Source organism: Streptomyces sp. NBC_00370, from assembly GCF_036084755.1.
Classification (GTDB): domain Bacteria; phylum Actinomycetota; class Actinomycetes; order Streptomycetales; family Streptomycetaceae; genus Streptomyces.
Map to the genome: position 1 here is coordinate 3,502,275 of NZ_CP107968.1, position 18,993 is coordinate 3,521,267.

24 protein-coding genes are annotated in these 18,993 nt (G+C 70.4%); 8 read left to right on the forward strand and 16 right to left on the reverse strand.

Annotation, left to right across the window (positions count from 1 at the left end; all coding sequences use genetic code 11):
* Positions 1 to 72 precede the first annotated feature (72 nt).
* Positions 73 to 696 (forward strand): histidine phosphatase family protein, encoded by a 624-nt coding sequence (locus tag OHS57_RS15470; protein ID WP_041988834.1) that lies wholly within the window; start codon positions 73 to 75, stop codon positions 694 to 696.
* Here the strand turns inward: OHS57_RS15470 and OHS57_RS15475 are convergent.
* From OHS57_RS15475 to OHS57_RS15485, 3 genes are read right to left on the reverse strand one after another with little or no spacing between them, the layout of a single operon-like run.
* A complete protein-coding gene (locus tag OHS57_RS15475) occupies positions 687 to 1,049 on the reverse strand; it encodes a DUF397 domain-containing protein (protein WP_328582308.1) in 363 nt (120 codons plus the stop codon). The two genes, OHS57_RS15470 and OHS57_RS15475, sit on opposite strands and share 10 nt — an antisense overlap.
* Positions 1,046 to 1,249, reverse strand: coding sequence for a DUF397 domain-containing protein (locus OHS57_RS15480; RefSeq protein WP_328582309.1), 204 nt, complete (start codon positions 1,247 to 1,249; stop codon positions 1,046 to 1,048). The genes OHS57_RS15475 and OHS57_RS15480 overlap by 4 nt, the downstream gene beginning before the upstream one ends.
* 5 nt (positions 1,250 to 1,254) lie before the next feature.
* Positions 1,255 to 2,136 carry a helix-turn-helix domain-containing protein gene (locus OHS57_RS15485; RefSeq protein ID WP_328585074.1) on the reverse strand — a complete coding sequence of 294 codons (882 nt, stop codon included), beginning with the start codon at positions 2,134 to 2,136 and terminating at the stop codon, positions 1,255 to 1,257.
* Positions 2,137 to 2,436: 300 nt separating this feature from the next.
* Between OHS57_RS15485 and OHS57_RS15490 the strand changes: the two genes are divergently transcribed.
* A complete protein-coding gene (locus tag OHS57_RS15490) occupies positions 2,437 to 2,862 on the forward strand; it encodes an ATP-binding protein (protein ID WP_041988825.1) in 426 nt (141 codons plus the stop codon).
* A gap of 305 nt (positions 2,863 to 3,167) precedes the next feature.
* Positions 3,168 to 4,085, forward strand: coding sequence for a nitroreductase/quinone reductase family protein (locus OHS57_RS15495; RefSeq protein ID WP_328582310.1), 918 nt, complete (start codon positions 3,168 to 3,170; stop codon positions 4,083 to 4,085).
* A 72-nt stretch (positions 4,086 to 4,157) separates the two neighbouring features.
* Here OHS57_RS15495 and OHS57_RS15500 read toward each other — a convergent pair whose 3' ends face one another.
* The 3 genes from OHS57_RS15500 to sigJ are packed head-to-tail and all read right to left on the reverse strand — an operon-like array spanning position 4,158 to position 6,326.
* Positions 4,158 to 4,763, reverse strand: a complete 606-nt coding sequence (locus tag OHS57_RS15500) for a hypothetical protein (protein ID WP_328582311.1) — start codon at positions 4,761 to 4,763, stop codon at positions 4,158 to 4,160.
* A 24-nt stretch (positions 4,764 to 4,787) separates the two neighbouring features.
* Positions 4,788 to 5,357, reverse strand: coding sequence for a hypothetical protein (locus OHS57_RS15505; RefSeq protein ID WP_328582312.1), 570 nt, complete (start codon positions 5,355 to 5,357; stop codon positions 4,788 to 4,790).
* 18 nt (positions 5,358 to 5,375) lie between these two features.
* On the reverse strand, positions 5,376 to 6,326 hold the full coding sequence (gene sigJ, locus OHS57_RS15510; protein WP_328582313.1) for an RNA polymerase sigma factor SigJ: 951 nt from the start codon (positions 6,324 to 6,326) through the stop codon (positions 5,376 to 5,378).
* A gap of 147 nt (positions 6,327 to 6,473) precedes the next feature.
* Here sigJ and OHS57_RS15515 point away from each other — a divergent pair, with 147 nt between their 5' ends.
* Positions 6,474 to 7,103 carry an LUD domain-containing protein gene (locus OHS57_RS15515; RefSeq protein ID WP_328582314.1) on the forward strand — a complete coding sequence of 210 codons (630 nt, stop codon included), beginning with the start codon at positions 6,474 to 6,476 and terminating at the stop codon, positions 7,101 to 7,103.
* A 28-nt stretch (positions 7,104 to 7,131) separates the two neighbouring features.
* Here OHS57_RS15515 and OHS57_RS15520 read toward each other — a convergent pair whose 3' ends face one another.
* The 6 genes from OHS57_RS15520 to OHS57_RS15545 form a co-directional block, all read right to left on the reverse strand.
* Positions 7,132 to 7,929 (reverse strand): exodeoxyribonuclease III, encoded by a 798-nt coding sequence (locus OHS57_RS15520; RefSeq protein ID WP_328582315.1) that lies wholly within the window; start codon positions 7,927 to 7,929, stop codon positions 7,132 to 7,134.
* A gap of 79 nt (positions 7,930 to 8,008) precedes the next feature.
* Positions 8,009 to 8,704, reverse strand: coding sequence for a maleylpyruvate isomerase family mycothiol-dependent enzyme (locus OHS57_RS15525; RefSeq protein WP_328582316.1), 696 nt, complete (start codon positions 8,702 to 8,704; stop codon positions 8,009 to 8,011).
* Positions 8,705 to 8,741: 37 nt separating this feature from the next.
* On the reverse strand, positions 8,742 to 9,062 hold the full coding sequence (locus tag OHS57_RS15530; protein ID WP_328582317.1) for a DUF6191 domain-containing protein: 321 nt from the start codon (positions 9,060 to 9,062) through the stop codon (positions 8,742 to 8,744).
* A 51-nt stretch (positions 9,063 to 9,113) separates the two neighbouring features.
* Positions 9,114 to 9,644: a GNAT family N-acetyltransferase gene (locus tag OHS57_RS15535; RefSeq protein ID WP_328582318.1), complete on the reverse strand. Its 531-nt coding sequence runs from the start codon at positions 9,642 to 9,644 to the stop codon at positions 9,114 to 9,116.
* Positions 9,645 to 9,767: 123 nt separating this feature from the next.
* On the reverse strand, positions 9,768 to 10,175 hold the full coding sequence (locus tag OHS57_RS15540; RefSeq protein ID WP_041988801.1) for a rodlin: 408 nt from the start codon (positions 10,173 to 10,175) through the stop codon (positions 9,768 to 9,770).
* 129 nt (positions 10,176 to 10,304) lie between these two features.
* Complete coding sequence (locus OHS57_RS15545) at positions 10,305 to 10,715, reverse strand: rodlin (protein ID WP_041988800.1); 411 nt, start codon at positions 10,713 to 10,715, stop codon at positions 10,305 to 10,307.
* 205 nt (positions 10,716 to 10,920) lie between these two features.
* Between OHS57_RS15545 and OHS57_RS15550 the strand changes: the two genes are divergently transcribed.
* From OHS57_RS15550 to OHS57_RS15560, 3 genes are all read left to right on the forward strand, one after another.
* Positions 10,921 to 11,331, forward strand: a complete 411-nt coding sequence (locus OHS57_RS15550) for a rodlin (protein WP_041996059.1) — start codon at positions 10,921 to 10,923, stop codon at positions 11,329 to 11,331.
* Positions 11,332 to 11,565: 234 nt separating this feature from the next.
* A complete protein-coding gene (locus OHS57_RS15555; protein WP_041988797.1) occupies positions 11,566 to 11,799 on the forward strand; it encodes a chaplin in 234 nt (77 codons plus the stop codon).
* Positions 11,800 to 11,920: 121 nt separating this feature from the next.
* On the forward strand, positions 11,921 to 12,841 hold the full coding sequence (locus OHS57_RS15560; RefSeq protein WP_328582319.1) for a chaplin: 921 nt from the start codon (positions 11,921 to 11,923) through the stop codon (positions 12,839 to 12,841).
* A 91-nt stretch (positions 12,842 to 12,932) separates the two neighbouring features.
* On the opposite strand, the gene OHS57_RS15565 is transcribed toward OHS57_RS15560, so the two are convergent.
* Positions 12,933 to 14,234: an NAD(P)-binding domain-containing protein gene (locus OHS57_RS15565; RefSeq protein WP_328585075.1), complete on the reverse strand. Its 1,302-nt coding sequence runs from the start codon at positions 14,232 to 14,234 to the stop codon at positions 12,933 to 12,935.
* A 61-nt stretch (positions 14,235 to 14,295) separates the two neighbouring features.
* Positions 14,296 to 15,639 (reverse strand): carboxylate--amine ligase, encoded by a 1,344-nt coding sequence (locus tag OHS57_RS15570; RefSeq protein WP_443042895.1) that lies wholly within the window; start codon positions 15,637 to 15,639, stop codon positions 14,296 to 14,298.
* Positions 15,640 to 15,812: 173 nt separating this feature from the next.
* Here OHS57_RS15570 and OHS57_RS15575 point away from each other — a divergent pair, with 173 nt between their 5' ends.
* Positions 15,813 to 17,057, forward strand: a complete 1,245-nt coding sequence (locus OHS57_RS15575; protein WP_328582320.1) for a glycoside hydrolase family 26 protein — start codon at positions 15,813 to 15,815, stop codon at positions 17,055 to 17,057.
* 53 nt (positions 17,058 to 17,110) lie between these two features.
* Here the strand turns inward: OHS57_RS15575 and OHS57_RS15580 are convergent, their stop codons facing one another.
* Both OHS57_RS15580 and OHS57_RS15585 read right to left on the reverse strand, forming a co-directional pair.
* Entirely contained in the window at positions 17,111 to 18,271 is a 1,161-nt protein-coding gene (locus OHS57_RS15580; RefSeq protein WP_328582321.1) for a GNAT family N-acetyltransferase, read from the reverse strand.
* On the reverse strand, positions 18,271 to 18,990 hold the full coding sequence (locus OHS57_RS15585) for a lipopolysaccharide biosynthesis protein (protein WP_328582322.1): 720 nt from the start codon (positions 18,988 to 18,990) through the stop codon (positions 18,271 to 18,273). The genes OHS57_RS15580 and OHS57_RS15585 overlap by 1 nt, the downstream gene beginning before the upstream one ends.
* Positions 18,991 to 18,993 lie beyond the last annotated feature (3 nt).

The following is an 18,993-nucleotide window of genomic DNA, read 5'->3' on the forward strand; positions in this document are numbered from 1 at the left end:
CGGAACTGTGCACAGGCAGCTCAGCGTCCATCCCTGACGTACAAGATCACGGATGACGACGGAGCCCGGACCATGACAGCAACAGCCGCTCGACACCTCTACCTCGCCCGGCACGGTGAGGCGTCGGCAGACGAGACAACCCTGACGGAAAACGGTCGGCGCCAAGCCGTTCTCCTCGGTGAACGGCTCCGCAGCACCCCGCTTTCCGCGATCCACCACGGACCGCTGCCTCGGGCGCGGCAGACGGCCCGGCTGATCGGCGCACAGCTCGACACCGTCCCCCTGCACGAAGCGGAGCCGGCCGGCGACTACGTCCCGTACGTGCCCACGAAGGAGGAGCTGCCGCCGGATTCAGCCGACGCCCTGCTCAGCTTCCTCGCTCAGGTACCGGAAGAGGAGCGCGACCGTGGGACGGCGCTGGCCCAGGAAGCACTGGCGGAGTTCACCGGCCCGGTCGCCGGAGACCGCCCCCGCCATGAACTCGTCGTCACCCACAACTTCCTCATCGGCTGGCTGGTCCGAGCCGCCCTCGACGCCCCCAAGTGGCGCTGGATGGCCCTCAACCACGGCAACGCGGCACTGACGGTCATCCGATACGCACCCGGCAGGCCGACCTCCGTGCTCGTCACCAACGACATGCGGCACCTGCCGACAGAACTGCGCTGGACAGGCTTCCCGCCTGAACTTCACATCTGACCGGGACCCGAAATGAACGCGCGCCAGACGTTGGGGGCGAAGATCAGGGCGGGACCGTGGGGGTCCTTGGAGTCACGGACGGCCATGGAGCCGTCCCCAAGGCGGGCGCCCTCGACGCACGCGCCGCCCTGGTCGTTGCTGTAGCTCGACTTGAACCAGTCGGCGCCGTCGACGGCCTTCCGCCACGCCTCAGCAGGGAAGAGCAGGGCGGGACCCTGCGGGTCCTTGGAATCACGGACAGCCAACGAGCCGTCCGCAAGGCGGGCGCCCTCGACGCATGCGCCGCCCTGGTTGTCGCTGTAGCTGGACTTGAACCAGTGGGCGGCGTCGAGGGCGTCAGCCTTGGTGGTCATCGGTCTCCGTGCTCCTTCGTGAAGGCGCGCCAGGCACTGGCGGGGAAGAGCAGGGCGGGTCCGTGGGGATCCTTGGAATCACGGACAGCCATCGAACCGTCCGCAAGGCGGGCACCCTCAACGCACTCGCCGCCCTGATTGTCGCTATAGCTCGACTTGAACCAGTCGGCGCCGCTCAGGGTTTCTGCCTTGGTGGTCATCTGTATCAATGCTCCTTGCTCGCTTCCTTGATCATGCTCAGGGACTCCTGGGGTCCCGGAGCAAGGGCTTGCAACTCGGAGAATGCATCCGTGTAACGCTCGACGTCACTGTCACTGCGCTTGACCACCGCATCCGTCAGGTTCTCCATGTAGACCATGGGCTTCAGTGCGGTTCTCTCCGGGAACTGCAGAACGAAGAACGATCCGCTCATGCCAGCGTGAACGCCGGCACGGAACGGTACGACCTGCACCCGCACATTTGGCCGAGCCTCCATCACCGCGACGATGTGGGCGAGTTGGTCACGCATAACCGACGGCTCCCCCACCTGCCGGCGCAGCACCGACTCGTTGATGATCGCCGTGAACTTCAACGGCGACTTCGGACGGCTGAGAACCTCTTGTCGCGTGGTCCGAATAGCTACCAGTCGATCGATACCCTCGGCCGACAGCCCCGGGTTCGGCTGGTAGAGCGCGTGAACGTATGCCTCGGTCTGCAACAGGCCGGGGACAAACTCCGACTGGTACGTCTGAGCCGATGAAGCCGTCGCCTCAAGGTCGAGGTACGCCTTGAACCCCGGCCGAATGACCGGCCGGTACTCAGGGCTGAGCCACCAGTCCTTCTTCGTCCGCGTGACGGCCGCGTACCCCTGCAACCGCGCCCGCGTCTCCGGATCCGCTCCGTAGATCTCACAGAGGGCCATCACGTCAGCGGTGTCGACCGCCGAATTCTCCCCCGTCTCAAGGCGGGTGAGCTTCGACGGGCTCCAAATCAGCCGCTTCACCACCTGCGCGCCCTTAAGCCCCGCCGTCAGGCGTAGTTGACGTAACTCGCTCCCCAACTGGAGACGGCAAAGCGCGGGCGTCGCCGCCTCTACGTCCGTAACCATCTGCTTCTCCTCCGCGCAGTGTTCCAGTGTGTGGGTGAAGGTTCCGCTGGTGCAAGCAACCTTCTCCGCCATAGCGGAAGCTACCGACCCCCGGTGCGAACTCCCCGATAAACCGCGAAAGTTCACGCGAAAAGTTGACGACAGAATTCCTCTGTGGCCATGTCACCGTACCGCGAGCGGTGTCACGATTACAGGCAGTCGCTCACACAGCGCTGCCAGCTCCTCGCCGAGCGTGGCCGACGTGAGCTGACCTCCCGACAGCGACAACTCCGGCTCCACGAGCCGACGGAGGGCACGCCCATGCACTCAGCGAATGCCACATCACCCGCGAACACCCCTCTCGTACGCAAGCTTTGGCCGCGCAACCGGCGCTCCGTGGGGCTCGCCCGGCATCTGTTGCTGGATGCTCTCGACGCCTGGGGACTGGCCGAACTCGGTGATGTGGCGGCGCTCGTCCTCTCCGAGCTGATGACCAACGCCGTGCTGCACGCACACGTGCCGGGCCGGATGGTCGAGACGTGGATCATCCGGCAGGACGACTCCGTACGGATCGAGGTCCACGACGCCAGCGACGAACTGCCACAGCGGCACAAGGCGGCGGACGACGACGAAGGGGGCCGCGGGCTCGCGTTGGTGGACGAGCTGACCAACCAGCGGTGGGGCGCGAGCGAGCGGCGTGGGGTCGGGAAGCTCGTCTGGGCGCAGGTGGGTGGCGAGGGGACGTGAGCCCGAAGGGCCAGCAGGTCGCCTGCGTACTCTCCGTCCTGACGCTGTGCGGCGCGCTCCTGTGGGCGCTCTTCGCTACCGGTGCTCGTTGACAGTGATCCGCCGCGGCGCATGTAATAGGCCCCGGTGCCGCGTGGTGCCGGCCAAAGAGCAGTGGGCAGGCCGGTGACTGGGCGGAGCACCCTTCACATCAGGGATCCGGCATGAGTTCTCACCCTTGCCCCCATCGCTGACGTAGCGCTTTCACGCTCGTCGCCCCCGGCCGCCGCGCGGCCCCACACCCTCCCCCGGAGAAGCGAAACCGCATGCCCACATCGTTCAACCAATCCGTCATCGCCGAGTTCCGAGCCAACGTGGGCAAGGTCGGCGGCCCGTTCGCGGGCGGCGATCTCCTGCTGCTGACGACCACCGGCGCCCGGTCGGGGCGCCCCCACACCACACCGCTCGGCTTCGCACGCGACGGCGAGCTGCTGTTGGTGGTCGGGTCGAACCTCGGCGGACCTCACCACCCCGGCTGGTACCACAACCTGCTCGCCCACCCCGTCGTACAGGTGGAAATCGGCACCGCCACCTACGACGCCCTCGCGGTCCCGGCCGAGGGAACGCACCGCGACCAGCTGTTCGACGTCTGCGTACGCGCGGCGCCCGGGTACGCCGACTACGCGGCCCGCACAGAGCGGCAGTTGCCGGTGGTCATCCTGCAACGCCCTGAACCCGACGGCTGGCAGCCACCCACCGAGGTCATGAGCCTCGCCGACAAGCTGATGGAGGTGCACACCTGGCTTCGTGCCCAGCTACTGCACGTCGGAGCGGAGGTGGACGCCCACTTCGCCGCGCGAGGAGCACACAACGGACTCGCCGAACCACCGCCCGCCCTCGGACTGCAGATCCGCCAGCGCTGCCTGGCGTTCTGCCAGGGACTGGAGTTCCACCACACCAGCGAGGACGCACACCTGTTCCCCGGAATCGCAGCCCACCACCCCGACCTGACCGATGTCTTCGCCCAACTGGCCGCAGAACACGCGACAGTGGCCCGGATCCAGGACGAACTCGCCGCCCTGCTGGCCGACATCACCCTCTCCGACCCCCACCGCTTCCGCGCCGAGGTGGCCCGCATGTCGGCCGAACTGAACGCGCACCTCGACCACGAGGAGGACCACCTGCTCCCCCTCCTGACCCACATCCCCTGGCCCCCGGGGCATGACCGGGCAAGCGGTGCTTGAGTCTCGAAACTGCCGCAAGCTCGGAGAGAAGTCTTCCGACATCAGCGGCTGACACCGACGATGCGCGTTCCGTCAGAGAAGGACGCCGCTGCGGGCCGCGAGGCCACGTAGTTCCGTCGAGGTATGCCCCGAGACCAACAGGCTGGAGATGAGCGATTTCGTCGCCGGGCGGGCGTGGGTCTCCTCGGGGGCGCAGTGTTCGGCGGCAAGGAGGGTGCGGACGCAGTCACCCCGGCGGCCGAGCCGGTCGTACGTGACGGCGATGTCACCGAGGGCACGGGAGCGCCGTTCCACGCTGGGCAGCGCCTTCAGCGGGATCGTCCGGGCGGCCGCAAGCGCGGCCAATGGGTCGCCGGCGTAGTTCTCCGCCGAGATGCGATGGAGTTGGACGGTGAGGGGGCTGAAACCGCCGCCGTGGTCGCGCAACAAGACTGTTCCGCCAAGCTCCTTGGCCACGGCGGCGGCCTCGTCGGTCAGCTCGCGCATGCCGTCCCGGTCGCCGCGACGGGCCACCGCGTAGGCGGCGGACTGGATGAGCAGCCCACGCTCGGCTGCGCCGGGCCGTCCGGCACCCCGCAGGTCGGGGTGGTCCGCGGCGGACAGCGCGATCGACAGAGCTTCCTGATGCCAGCCGGCTTTCCTCGCCAGCACGGCGAGTTGGCGAGCGGCTTCGGCCACGGCGAGCACGTCCCCGCCGAGAGGTTACAGAGGCGCCGACTCCACTCTGCCCGTGAACCGGCCGCCCACTTGACCGGCGAGCCAACGCACCCGCGAGATCCGGTCGCCGTCCCCGCGCGGCACGTGCACGTGGACGGTGTGGTCCTGCGACAGCTCATGCTGGTAGAGGTCCCGGGAATGCACTGTCAGCGTGAGGTAGGCGTACTTCTGCGAGACCCTTTCCAGTCCCGCTTCGGGGACCGCGGGCCATGCGTCCAGATCCCAGCGAACAGCCGCAGCATCCGGCCCCAGAGCGGCGATGAAGGGCTCGGCGCGGTCCAGCGGACGACCCCAGTCGAAGACCTGGACGGGCAGACACTCCGCAGGGTTGTCACCGCCTTCCGACGAGCCGTGCTCCTCGCCGGCCAACGCCCACCATCTGAGGTCGGGCAGTACGCGACGTACGTGCGTGAGGACATCCGGCGACCTGATCACGCCTTCGAAGTCGACCTCCGCCTGACCGGTGTCCGCGATGCCCAGCAACGTACGTACCGCGCGTATCGCCTCCGGCAGATGAGCGGTTGTGAGGACGGCAGCCGCTTCAGAGTTGCTCATGTCGGAACCCTAAGACAGTCAGGCCGTCGGCCAGCCGCGCAGTTTCTCCGGGTTTCGGACGACCCAGATGTGCTTGATCCGGTCGGCCGCGACGTCGAACGCGAACACCGTCACCGTCGCGCCGTCCTGTTCGGCCACCAGGCCCGGTTGGCCGTTGACCGTGCGTTCCAGGAAGGTCATGGTGGCGGGCTTGCGGCGGGCGATTTCGGTCCAGGCTTGGGCGATCTGTTCGGCGCCTTCGATGGGGTGGAGGAAGGTCAGGGCCAGGCCGCCGCCGTCCGCGGTTGCCGTGGCTTCGGGGTCGAGGAGGGCGATGAGCGCTTCGATGTCCTTGGCTTCCCAGGCCTGTTTGAAGTCCCGCACGACGGCGGCTCGTTGGGCCGCCGGAGTCGCCGAAGGGCGCGCGTCGCGGACGCGGCGGCGGGCCGAGGAGGCCAGTTGGCGGCAGGCGGCGGGGGTGCGGCCGACGATCTCGGCGACTTCGGCGAAGGAGTGGCAGAAGACGTCGTGGAGGATGAAGGCGACGCGTTCGGCCGGGGTCATCGCTTCGAGTACGACCAGGAAGGCCAGGTTGACCGACTCGTCCAGGGTGACCCGGTCCGCCGGATCGACGGCGGCGCCGCCCGGCCGGCCGGTGCTCCACTCGCCGCGTTCGGGCAGCGGCTCGGGGAGCCAGTCGCCCACGTACGTCTCCCGCCGGACCCGGGCCGAGCTGAGCAGGTTGAGGCAGACGCGGCTCGCGACCGTCGTCAACCAGGCGCCCGGGGACTCGATGGCGTCCCGCTGCCGCTGCGGCATGGCGTACCAGCGGGCGTACGTCTCCTGGACGGCGTCCTCCGCCTCGGCCAGGGAGCCCAGGAGCCGGTAGGCGACATTGATGAGCTGCCGCCGCTCGCTCATGATCACGTCCAGGCCCGGATCGGGCCGGTCGTCCGCGCCGTCTCCTTCGTCCGCCGCCCCGGTGGTCATGGTGCCGACAGCTCCCTCGCTCGCTTCCGTCCTCACCTATCCGACAAGACAGGCCGCCGGAATGTCAGGCCTGACATTCCCGGGCGCTGCGTTGTCGGACAGATGAGACGGACACATCATCCAGCGAACAGGAAGCTCAGAGACATCATGACGACCCCGATACCGGCCACCCGATTTGCCGCCCCGGCCCCCGCGCAGCGCCTGGAGCGGGCAGCCGCCGCGCTGACCGCACACGGTTTCACCGTGGAGATCCTCGACGACGTCGCCGCCGCGCGTACCCGCGTCGGAGAGCTGATCCCCGAACGCGCGAGCGTGTTCACCGGGGCCAGCGAGACCCTTCGGCTGTCCGGCATCGAGGAGGACATCAACGCCGGCGGGCGCTACCAGGCGATCAAGCCGCGCGTCCTGGCCATGGACCGCGTCACCGGCGCCGACGTCATCCGGCGGCTGCTGGCCAGCCCTGACGTGATCGTCGGCAGCGTCGCCGCGGTCACCGAGACCGGTTCGCTCGTGATCGCTTCGGGCAGCGGAAGCCAGTTGCCCGGGTACGCGGGCGGCGCGGCGCGGGCGATCTGGGTCGTCGGGGCGCAGAAGGTGGTGCCGGACCTCGACACCGCGCTGCGGCGCGTGGACGACCACTGCCTGCCGCTGGAGAGCGCCCGCACCGAGGAGGCGTACGGGTGGCCCAGCGCCGTCAACCGGCTGCTCGTCCTCAACGCGGAACACCAGCCCGGGCGCGGTACGGTCCTGCTGCTCCGCCAAGCCATCGGCTTCTGAGGGGCCTGAGGGGCCTCGGGGCAGCGCCTTACGGGCCGTAGACCACCGTCACCGGCGCGTGGTCGCTCCAGCGCTCGTCGTGGGTGGCCGCGCGCTCCACCCACGCCTTGACCGTCCGCCCGGCCAGACCGGGGGTGGCCACGTGGTAGTCGATGCGCCAGCCCGTGTCGTTGTCGAAGGCGCGCCCGCGGTACGACCACCACGAGTACGGCCCCTCCTGCTCCGGGTGCTGGGCGCGTACGACGTCCACGTACCCCGTCTCCTCGAAGACCCGGCTCAGCCAGGCCCGTTCGTCGGGGAGGAAGCCGGACGACTTCTGGTTGGCGCGCCAGTTCTTGAGGTCGGCCTGCTGGTGGGCGATGTTCCAGTCGCCGCAGACCAGCACCTCGCGGCCGTCGGCCGCCGCGCGCTTCTTGAGCTGTTCCAGGTAGCCGAGGAACTCGTCCATGAAGCGGACCTTCTCGTCCTGCCGTTCGGTGCCGACCTCACCGGACGGCAGGTAGAGGCTGGCGACCGTCACACCGGGCAGGTCGATCTCGACGTACCGGCCGCTCGCGTCGAACTCGGGGCAGCCGAAGCCGATCTGGGTACGCTCGGGCTCGCGCCGGGACAGCAGCGCGACACCGGCCCTGCCCTTCGCCGCCGCGGGCGCGTACACGGCGTGCCAGCCCTCGGGCTCGCGTACGCCGTCGGGCAGCTGGCCGGGCTCGGCCCGTACCTCCTGGAGGCAGACCACGTCGGCGGCGGTGTCGGCCAGCCACTCCACGAAGCCCTTCTTGGCGGCGGCGCGGAGGCCGTTCACATTCACGCTTGTCACGGTGAGCACCCCGACACACTACCCAGGAGTCACGACGGCATCAGCCACCACGGCCCCGGAACACCACCAGTCACTACGGCACCAGTCGCTACGGCACCAGCGGGCCGCTCAGCGTCTCCTCGGCCGCCGCCCGGTCGCCGTCCCACCCGAGCGCCCGGTCGTCGCGGGCCACCCGGCCCCACAGCACCAGCAGCAGCCGCTCCGCCGTCCCCGTGACCGTGGCGACGGGGTCGCCGGGACCGTACGCCCAGCTGCCGCCGGTGTCGGTCGACACGAGACGCAGCGCGTGGGGCGGCGGCGCCGCGCGGCCCTTGCGCACTTCGCGCGGGGCGAAGGTGTCGAACACCTCGCTGACGCCGTCGTGGGCGAGCGCGGGCTCGAAGGGCGCGGCGCCGCCGAGCGCGTTCTGCGCGTCCCACCGGTGGACGAGCGTCTCCAGGCAACGCCTGCGCTGCCAGAAGGCGACGGTACGGGGCAGGGCGAACGTCCACGCCTCGGCGTCCGGGTCGGTGTCGGTCAGCACGTCGAGGAGCGTGGTCGCCGTACCGTCGAACCACGGCCCCACCGCCGCCGGGTCCTTCGGCGCCCGCGCCGATCCGCCCCTGCCCCGCCGCTCGGTCACGGCGGTCGCCGCCCAGAGGTTCCCGCCGCCCAGATGCCCGGCCAGGTCGTGCACCGTCCAGCCGCCGCAGTGCGCGACGGGTACGGAGAGGTCGCCGTCGAGGCAGGCACGGAAGCCGTCGAGCTCGGCCCGCAGGTGGGTGAGGTAGAAGTCACGGTCCATGGGCAGGGAATCTAGTCCCGGCGCGGCACGGCGCGCCTCACACTTCGGGGCGGGACATCCGCACGACCGCCGTGCCACCGTCGAGATCCACCGTCGTCCGGTTCGGCGGCGCCCCGTCGTCCTCGTTGTCCGGCATGATCAGCGCCGACTGCCGTTCCTTCAGCTCGTTCTGCTTGCCCGGCGAGAAGCTGGCGTGCAGCTGCTCGAACCCGGTCGCCGATATCTGCCCCTGCCGCACGCTGTTCCGCCAGGGCAAGACCCCGGCCCGCCCGGCCCGCAACAGCAACTGGTCGGTGAAGGCCACGACCGTCAGCAGGATGACCAGACCGGGCAGCGTCATCAACACGACGAATTGCATGCCCCTCAGTATCCGGCGCCCGCCCCGGCGGTCAACCGTCGCGGCACCCGCTCAGCCCGCCGCCAAGTGGTAGGCGCGCAGGGTGACTTTCTGCTCCGGGCCCCACTGTTCCTCGGCCGTTCCCAGCAGCTCCCAGCCGAGGCGTTCGTACAGCGCCACCGCCGCGGTGTCCGTGGCCACCACGTCCAGCACCGGGCGCAGTTGGCGCGTTCGCGCCTCGGCCACGACCCGGGCCATCAGCAGCGCGCCGATGCGGTGTCCGCGAGCGCCGGGGGCGACGAACAGGCGGCTGACGACGCCGGTCGCCGCGACGAGGGGAGCGGCTGCCCGGTCGCTCAGCAGGCGGGGCGCGATGTCGTCCTCCGTGCCGCCGGACAGGCCGACATGGCCGACGACCCGGCCGTCCAGCTCCGCCACCCAGGCGCCGATCAGGGTTCGGGTGGTCAGCCAACCGGCCGGATCGGCCGGCCAGTTGACGGGGTAGCCGTCGCGGGCGTGTACGTCGGCCAGCGCCGCCGCGCAGGCGGGCAGATCGGAGTCGTGGCGTGCCCGCAGGACCACGGCGGGAGTTGGCTCGTTCATCCGGGCATCGAATCACGCCCCGCCGCACTACTCCGGCGGGGCCGGCGCGAGGCGGGTACGTGCGGGCGGGAACGACGAAGGCCCGGACCGGCATGAGCACGCCGGTCCGGGCCTTCGGGGCGATCAGCTGTTGCCGACGCCGTTGCCCGACAGGACCGGGATGTCGTCGAGGATGTGCGACAGCGCCTCGTCACCCTTGGCCTGGGTCGAGTTCTCGGTGCACTGCTGGTTCTGCGGCGACGACAGGACGTTGATGTCCTGGACGGCGATCGGCACGAGGCCCACGAGGGAGCCGACGTTCGCCTTGGCCGGCAGACCGATGCAGGGCTTGTTCAGGGAGCCCTGAACGAGACCCAGCTGGGGGCTCATGTCGCCCTTGGTCACCGAGTTGCCGAAGGACTGCTCGGCACCGTTGCCGCTGAACGACGTCGTGCCCGTGTCGTCGCCGATCGCCATCGCCGGCGTCGCGACGGCGGCCGTGGCTCCGACGAGCGAGGCCGCTACAGCAGCGGTTGCCCACAGCTTCTTCATTTTAATGCCTTTCCGGAAAGTCGGACTCCACCGGTGGAGTACCGAATTGTTCAACTCACGCATGGACGAATGGTTCCGGGAAGTCCCCCGAATGGCCCATCGCGATCAATAGGCAATACGGCCGGTCGCTCAGTTGTTGCCGGCACCGTTGCCGGACAGGACCGGGATGTTGTCGAGAATGTGCGACAGCGGCTCGTCACCCTTGGCCTGCGTCGAATTCTCGACACACTGCTGGTTCTGCGGGCTCGACAGGACGTTGACGTCCTGGACGGCGATCGGCACGAGACCGACCAGCGAGCCGGCGTTGACCTTGGCCGGCAGACCGATGCAGGGCTTGTTCAGCGAGCCCTGGATGAGCGCCATCTGCGGGCTCATGTTGCCGTAGGTCGCCGAGTTGCCGTACGTCTGGCTCGCGAAGTTTCCGCTGGCGGACGTGGTACCGGCGTCGTTGCCGGTGGCCATCGCCGGCGACGCGGCTGCGGCGCCCATACCGACGACGGACACGGCGACGGCTGCGCCGGCCATAACCTTCTTGATCACGATGAGTCCCCTTCCGAAGGATGCCCGGAAGTACCCGGGGCGCACTGAGCAACTGCGCAGAGCGGGTTTGGTTCTCTCACTTCACTCCAACGGCCTATTACCGGGGTTGAACAAGCCGATCGGGTGAAGCAGCGGAACCATTCACTCGTTACGCGGTTGGTACAGGACGCACGACACGCATTCTTGAGAAAAGGAACACACCGTGATCAAGAAGATTATGGCGGCCGCGGCGGTCACCGCCTCCGTGGTCGGCGCCTCCGCCATGGCGGCTCCTCAGGCGCTCGCCATCGGCAACGACGCCGGCACCACTTCGGCGAGTGGCAATGGCGCCAAGTCCGCCTTCGGTAACTCCGCCACGGGCGGAAACATGAGCCCGCAGTCGGAGCTCGTCCAGAGCTCGCTGAACGACCTGTGCGTCGGTCTGCCGGTGAAGGCCAACGTCGGTTCGCTCGTCGGCGTTCTCGTGCCGGTCGCGGTCCAGGACGTCAACGTCCTGGCCAACCCGCAGAACCAGCAGTGCGCCGAGGGCTCGACGCAGGCCAAGGGCGACGAGCCGCTGTCGCACATCGTGGACGACATCCCGGTGCTCTCCGGCAACGGTGTGGGCAACGAGTAAGTCCGCCCAGCGGGACCGGCGCGGGCCGGCGGAGGCAACGAAGCCTTGGCCGGCCCGCGCTGCCGTGTGCACCCTCGGCAATCGAGTGAACGAGCAAAAGCCTTAAACCAGGGCAGTTTCCTCGGTAGTGGCTACTCGTTGGAGTTCCCGCAGCGGACGTGCAGGGCCGGTGAACGCGGCCCGCGGACCACGACAGTCGTGCGGACGTGATGCCCGCTGCGGAAAGGGCTCAAGATGAAGTGCAAGAAGGCCGCCACCATCGTCGCCGGGCTGATCATGGCCATGGGCGCAGCTGCCCCCGCCGTCGCCGACTCGGGTGCCGAGGGCGCCGCCATCGGTTCGCCCGGTGTGCTGTCCGGCAACGTGATCCAGGTCCCGGTCCACGTGCCCGTGAACGTCTGCGGCAACAGCATCGGCGTGATCTCCCTGCTGAACCCCGCCTTCGGCAACGCCTGCGTCAACAGCTGACGTCGGAAAGGCACCCCTCGGGGTGCCACCGGGCCGGTCCCGGAGCGCGACACCCGCGCTCCGGGACCGGCCCGGTGTCGGTACGACCGCTATTACCAGCATCAGCAGGAGGAGAACCCAGATGCGAGACCTGATCAGCAAAGGGCTGCTCACAGCGGCGGCGGCGACGAGCGTGCTGTCCATGGGCGCCGGTTACGCGCAGGCCGCGGACAGCAACGGTGTGGCGGCCGAGTCGCCGGGGCTGCTGTCGGGCAACAACATTTCGGCGCCGCTGGAAGTCCCGGTGAACATCTGCGGGAACACCGTCGACCCGGTCGGCGTCGCCAACCCGTCGTTCGGCAACGGCTGCGGTTCGACGAGCCAGACGCACGTCGCGCCCCACCACGAGCCGGCCGTGCACCACGCGCCGGTCGGTCACGCGGCCCCGGCCGCGCACCACCAGCAGGCCCAGCACGAGCAGCACCAGCAGCCGCAGCACCACCAGGCCCAGCCGCACCAGGCCCCGCAGCACGAAGCCGCACCCCACTCCGCGCCCCAGTACCCGGCGCACCACCAGACCCCGCGTCACGAAACGCCGCGTCACGAGGCCCCGCGCCACGAGAGCCCGCGCCACGAGACCGGCGGTGCCACCGCCGAGAGCACCGTCGCCGGCTCCCCCGGCCTGCTGTCGGGCAACCTCCTCCAGGCTCCCCTCGACATCCCGCTGAACCTCTGCGGCGACACCGTCGACGTCGTCGGCCTGCTGAACCCGGCCTTCGGCAACCACTGCGCCAGCGGTACGCCCGAGGTCCCCCGGACGCTCCCCGCCCCCGAGCGTCCCGCGCCGCCGACCGAGCACCGCACGCTGCCCCCGACCCCCGTCGCCTTCCACACCCCGCAGACCCCCGTGGCCCCGGCCCCGGTCCTGGAGGACTCCTCCGTACCGCAGCTCGCGCACACCGGCGCCGAAGCCAACCTCTTCGCGGCCGCCGCGATGAGCGCCGCGCTGCTGCTCGGCGGCGGCATCCTGTACCGCCGCAGCACCGCGCCCGCGCGCGTCTGATTCCCCGCCACGGAACAACCCGACACGACAGGCCGGGAGAGTCGTCCGCAGGACTCTCCCGGCATCGCCTCAGACCTCAGGCCTCAGCGCCTCACGAAAGCCCCGGGCTGCCCAACGGCGTACGGGCCGGCTGTCGCGTACGGCTCTGCGCCCCGCGCCTGACGTCCCGCTGTCTGACCGTCACCGGCAGCCCGCCGCCCGTCCCCAGCCTGCGCCGCACCCCGGCCACCAGCCGCTCGGCCGTGTACGTCGCGCCGTACACGAACCGCATCGAGGGGCCGAACGACGGCGCGCTCAACAGCCCGGCCAGGAACAGCCCCGGGTACGAGGACTCGAAGACCGCGCTCGCCTCGGGACCCTGACTCGCGCCGACCGTCCGCAGCGCGCCGCGCAGGTCGCCGTCGAGCAGACCGAGCCGGTCGAGGCCGGGGGTGAACCCGGTCGCCGCGATGACATGGTCGGTCTCCACCGTCTCCGACCGCCCGTCGGTGGAGACCAGTTCGAGCCGTACGCGCCCGCCGCTCGGCACCGCGGCGGCCACGCTCTCGCCGAGCCGTACCCCCACGGCCGGTTCGAAGCGGTCCCGCAGCCACCACGCGCCCGCCGGGCCCAGCGCCGAGCTGAAGACCCGCGCCCGCGTCTGCGCGGGCAGCCGGCGGAAGATGCCGGGGGTCTCGGCGTACAGCCAGTTGCGCCACCCGCAGCCGAGCCCGGTGTGCGGCCGCCGGGCCGCCTCGACCACCGGGCGTTCCCTGGGCGGCGGAAGGGTGTTCCAGTTCAGCCGGTCCGCGCGGACGACGACCCGTACCGCCGTGCCCTGTTCGGCGAGGAGCGCCGCGGTCTCCAGGGCCGCCTGCCCGCCGCCGACGACGGTGACGTCCTGGCCCTCGAACCGGGCGAGGTCCGCGTGGTGGCTGCTGTGCGACACCTGCTCGGGCGGGAGTCCGCGCAGCGGCGCGGGGATGTCGATGAACGGCATCACGCCGAGGGCGAGCGCCACCGTCCTGGTCAGGACGGACTGACCGTCGTCGGTCGTGAGGTGGAAGCCGCCGGGGCAGGGGCGGACGGCCGTGATCAGCCGTTCGTCGACCGGTGGTACGGCGCGCTCGGCGAACCACAGGCCGTACGAGGCGAAGAAGCGGACCGGCAGGGGCACGCCGTGCCGTGACTCGGTGCCCTGGGACGCCGCGTAGGCGGCCAGGTCGAACTCACCCCGTGGAGCGGACAAGTTGGATGCCCAGGGCTCCGACTTGAGATACATCCCGGGCGGCATGTGATCCCGCCACGCGGCCATCGGCCTGCCGAACACCCGCAGATCGAGCCCTGCCGCCGCCGCATGGGCCGCGATGGACAGACCGTAGGGTCCCGCACCCACAACTACCAGGTCGTACATGGTGTGTGCCGCTCTCTGTGTGGTCACTGCACGGAATGGGGTTATTGCCGCCGGAACGGGGTCACTGCACCGAAGGGGTCCGGCCGGTGTCGGGTGCCGGGCCCGCGCGGGCGACCGGCGCCGTGCGCCCCGCCCCGCGCCCGGCGCGCCGCGTCGCGTGCCGGATCCAGGCGGTGGCCATGCCGTACGCGGGCATCGGGTCGTCCAGCGCGAACCAGGCGGCCTCCCGGCCCCCGCGCCCTCGCGCGCCGCCCCGGACGCCGGCCCGTGCGCCGCCCAACGCGCCGTCTCGCTCCCCCCGCACGCCCCCTGCGCCCCGCGCGCCCCGGGGCAGCCCGGACGACGTGAGCGACGACAGGAAGGACAGCAGCGCGTAGTTCTCCACCAGGAACGTCCTGCCGTGCGCCGCGCCCGACGCAGGGACCGTACGGCCGGTCAGATCCAGATGCAGCGCCCTTACGACATCGGTGCCCGCCCGGTCGGTGAACAGCCGGAACTGTGCGCCGGGCCTGGGGTTGAAGTCGAGCAGGTGGTAGCCGCCGGTCCCCGGGTCGAGCCGGAAGTCCAGGTCGAGGATGCCCCGGTAGCCGAGGGCCGCGACCACCTGACGCGCGGTCCGCTCCACCTCCGCATTGGGCAGCCACCGGCCGACGGCGGTGAGCCCCGCGCCCACCGGCCACGACCGCTCCTTGCGGCCCGCCGCCCCGACCAGACACGTACCGTCCGAGCCGCTGTAGCCGTGGAAGAACCAGTCGAGGTCGCGCCCCTGCGGCAGATACTCCTGGAGCAGCAGCTCGCTGCCCGCCTCCGGCCGCCGTGCGAACAGCTCCCTCGCCTCCCGCTTGGAGCGGACGACCTGGGTGCTGCGCAGCCCGGCCCCCGCGGGCAGCAGCCAGGGCCTGCTCCACTTCGCCACCACCGGAAGGCCCAGCGACCAGGCGGCGGCAGCCGCGCCCTCCGCGTCGGCCGGGATCACCGTCCGGGGGTGCGGCACGGACAGCGCGGCGCAGATGTCCACCAGCTCGGCCTTGTCGGCGACCCGCTCGGCCAGCCCTGACGGCTGTTCAGGCAGCAGATAACGCCCGCTCAGCTCGGCGGCGAGCCGTCCGACGGCGATGGCGCTCAGATCGTCCATCGCGATCAGCACGGCCGGAGTGGCGAGCTGGTCGGAGATCGACCGCAGCAGTCGGTGAATTTCCGCCAGATCCGGGCTGCCGTCGGGCCGTAGATGCACCCGGCGCAGATAACGGGAGCGTCCGACGGGGCTGCCCGCCGCCTCGACGACCGCGTGCACCTCGATGCCGGCCCGGCCGAGGGAGCGCACGGCGCCGAGCGTGCCGTGGTGGAACGGATTCCGGTCGAGCCTCATGAGTACGGCGGGGACGCGAATGTCAAAGCTCGGCACGGCTGTGTCCTTGGTTGATCGAGGGTTCTCTGACCCATGCGGGGGATCAAATGCACGAACGGGCTACTGGAACGTCAGGCCAGGTTCCCATTCGGCTCATTAGAAATACTTTTGGATCAGCGTGACCACGGCCCGCGAGGCCGCGGAACAGGGTCCAACTCCGAGGAGCAGACATGTCCCATCCACGTCGACGGCTGGCGAGCACCTGTGTGGGTGTCGTCACGGCCGGCCTCCTTGTCTCAGGTTCGGTGCTGCCCGTTCCGAGCTTCGCCGCCGGTCTTGACGGACCGGACGAACCAGGAAAGACCGGGAACCCGGCGCCGCCCGCAGCGGCGGCGCCGGCTTTCGGCGCGTATCTCGATTACGGCCCCGAGGGGGTGACCCGTATCGCCGAAATGCAGAAATGGCTCGGCGGCACGAATCTGCGGGTCGGGCACACCTATCTCCCCGGGGACGTGTGGTCCAACATCGAGGGCCAGCCGAGCTTCCTGCGCGACTGGGCCGAGTGGCGCAAGGCGCGCGACGACCGGGTGTTCGTGCTCAACGTGCCCATGCTGGAGGACAACGAAGGGCGGGTACCGGACCGGGACGTACGGCGTGAGCTGGTCAAAGGCGCCCGTGGCGCGTACGACAGCCACTTCGCCGCGCTGGCGAAGCACCTGGTCGACCTGGGCGCGAACGACACCGTCGTCGTGCTCGGCTGGGAGATGAACGGCACCACGTACACGAGCCGCTGCGGCCCGAATCCCGCCGCGTGGAAGAAGTACTGGAACCGCATCGTCACCACCATGCGTGCGGTGCCCGGGCAGAAGTTCCGTTTCGACTTCGCTCCGAACCGCGGACGTGACGCCGTCCCCTGGACCGAGTGCTATCCGGGCGACGACGTCGTGGACATCATCGGAATGGACTCCTACGACCAGCCGCCCGGCAGGACCTTCGAAGAACAGGTGAAGGAGCCCTTCGGACTTCAGCAGCATGTGGACTTCGCCGCTGCCCACCGGAAGGCTATCTCCTATCCGGAGTGGGGCCTCTTCCGCAACGGCGACAACCCCGCGTATATGCGGGGCATGCTGGACTGGATCGAGAAATACAAGCCGCTGTACAACACGCTGACGGATTACTGTCCGCACGGCGTATGGCAGTGCGACGAGAATCCGAAATCGTCGAAGGTGTTCCGCGCCGCGCTGTACGGAAAGGGCACAGGACAGCCGCAGCCCGATCCGACGCCGGTACCGACCACCCCGGTCCCGACTCCCGTCCCGACGACTCCGGTCCCGACTCCGGTTCCGACCGACCCGGTACCCGAGCCGACGACACCGGCGCACCCGCAGCACTGCACCCAGCTGAACCTCGGCTCGTGGGTGGAGTCGTGGCTCGGCGGCAAGATCTGCGTCCGCTTCGACTGGCTGCGGAAGTGAGCCGCGCGGAAGTGAGCTGAACCGACGCGCGTGGCGCGGGCGCCGGCAAGGGATCAGTCCTTGCCGGCGCCCGCGTCGTCGCGTACCCGTTTGACCAGCGTCGCCGCCAGGTCACGGCCGGCCGCACCCGCGGCGAGCGCCCGCAGCGAAGGGGCCAGCCAGCGGCGGGACAGCAGCATCCGCTGGTTGCGGACGGTCTCCGGGCGCCAGTGCCGCTTGTACGGTTCGTTGCCGCGCAGCATGCTCAGCGTGGCGCCGCCGGCCGCCGTGATGTGCTGCGCGCCGTTGCGCAGCAGCAGCGAGGCGACATCCACCTTCCGCTCCCGCAGGACGGGATCGGCGCCGTACAGATAGCCGCCGGACAGCTGGGCCGACATCAGCGTCAGGTCGGAGGCCACCAACGCGCCGTCCAGCCGGAACTCCGTCACCCGCGCGTCCCCGCAGCTGACCATGGCCCGCACCGACCTGGCCAGATGCTCGGAGAAGCGGGTGCTGAGGTGTTCCGGGGTGACCTTGCGGCCCTGCCACTGGAGCCGGTGCAGCGCCAGCAGCCGTTCGACGGCCGCCGGGATCTCGTCCTCGGGCACCTCGCGCTCGTCGATGCCGAGCTTGTCGGCCTTGCGGAGCTTGGCCCGTACCCGCTGCGCGCGCGAGGAGGGCAGCCGGGAGATCAGCTCCTCGATGGGCACGGCGGGCAGTTCGAGACACGGCGAGTCGGCCCGGCGCAGCCGTGGCCCGTCCCAGCAGCCGAAGACCCGCTCGGCGGCGGCGCCAGGACGTACCTCGCGCAGGTCGATCACCGCGGTACGGGCCGCTCCGGCGAGCGCCTTCGCCAGCGCCGACGCCGCAGCGTCCGCGCAGCTGTCGTCGAGCAGCACATCGGAGAAGTCGGAGATGGTGCCGCCGAGCTGCACGAGGACCGGCAGCGGGCGGCGCACCAGCATCAGGGGCGCGGCGGCGACCAGTTCGTCGCCCTTGCGTACGATCACGATCCGCAGTCGGCCAGGGGTGCCGTACGACAGCCACCAGGAGTGCAGCCAGGAGTGGCTCTGGAAGGGCGTCGCCGTCCTTGAGCGGCGGAACAGCGCGGTCCACTCGGCTTCGAGCGCGCCGAAGCGGTCGCTGTCCCGGCACACCTCGGAGGTGAAGACCGACCCCGAGACGGAGGCGGAGAGGGGCGCCGACGCGGGGTGGGCGTTCGTCTCGGCGGCCATCACACCGTTTCCGGCTGTGGCTGGGCGGACGCGGCGGGCGCGGCGGAAGCGGAGACGGGTGACGCGGACTGGGTCGGGTTCGGTACGGACACGTGCTGCTCGCCGCGCCCGCGCTTGGGCCTGACCAGCAGGGCGAGGCCGCCGAGCAGTCCGCCCGCGCAGCCGCCGACCAGGGCGGCCAGCGGCGTCGAGGGCGAGACGGGCGCGGTGGGTTTGACGGCGCGGGAGAACTGCAGCACCTTCACGTTCGTACTGCTCTGCAGATGACCGCCGTTGCTGACCAGCGCCTTGGCGACGCCGTCCGCCATGTTCACGGCCGTCGAGGCGCGGGTCGCCGTCGCGGTCACGGAGATCATCGGCGCGTCGGGCGACGTGGCCGTCTGTACGTGCTCCTTGAGGGTCTTCGCCGAGACACCGGCCCAGACCTGCGCGTCGCCGGTGAGGGCGACCTGCGGGGCGACCCGCCCGTAGGCGGTGGCGAAGCCGAGCGCCGCCGCCGGGTCGGCCTTGTCCGTCGGGACGACGAGCACGTAACTGGTCGCCGTGTACTCGGGGGTGCTGACCAGCCCGTAGGTGGCACCGGCCGCGGCGCCGAGCGCGGCGGCCACCGGCACGACGACCCAGGCGGGGAGCCGCTTCAGCCGGGCCCGGCCGGTACTCGCTCGCTGTGTACTCGGCTGCCGCGTACTCACTTGCTGGGCACTCGATTTCTGGGTCATGAG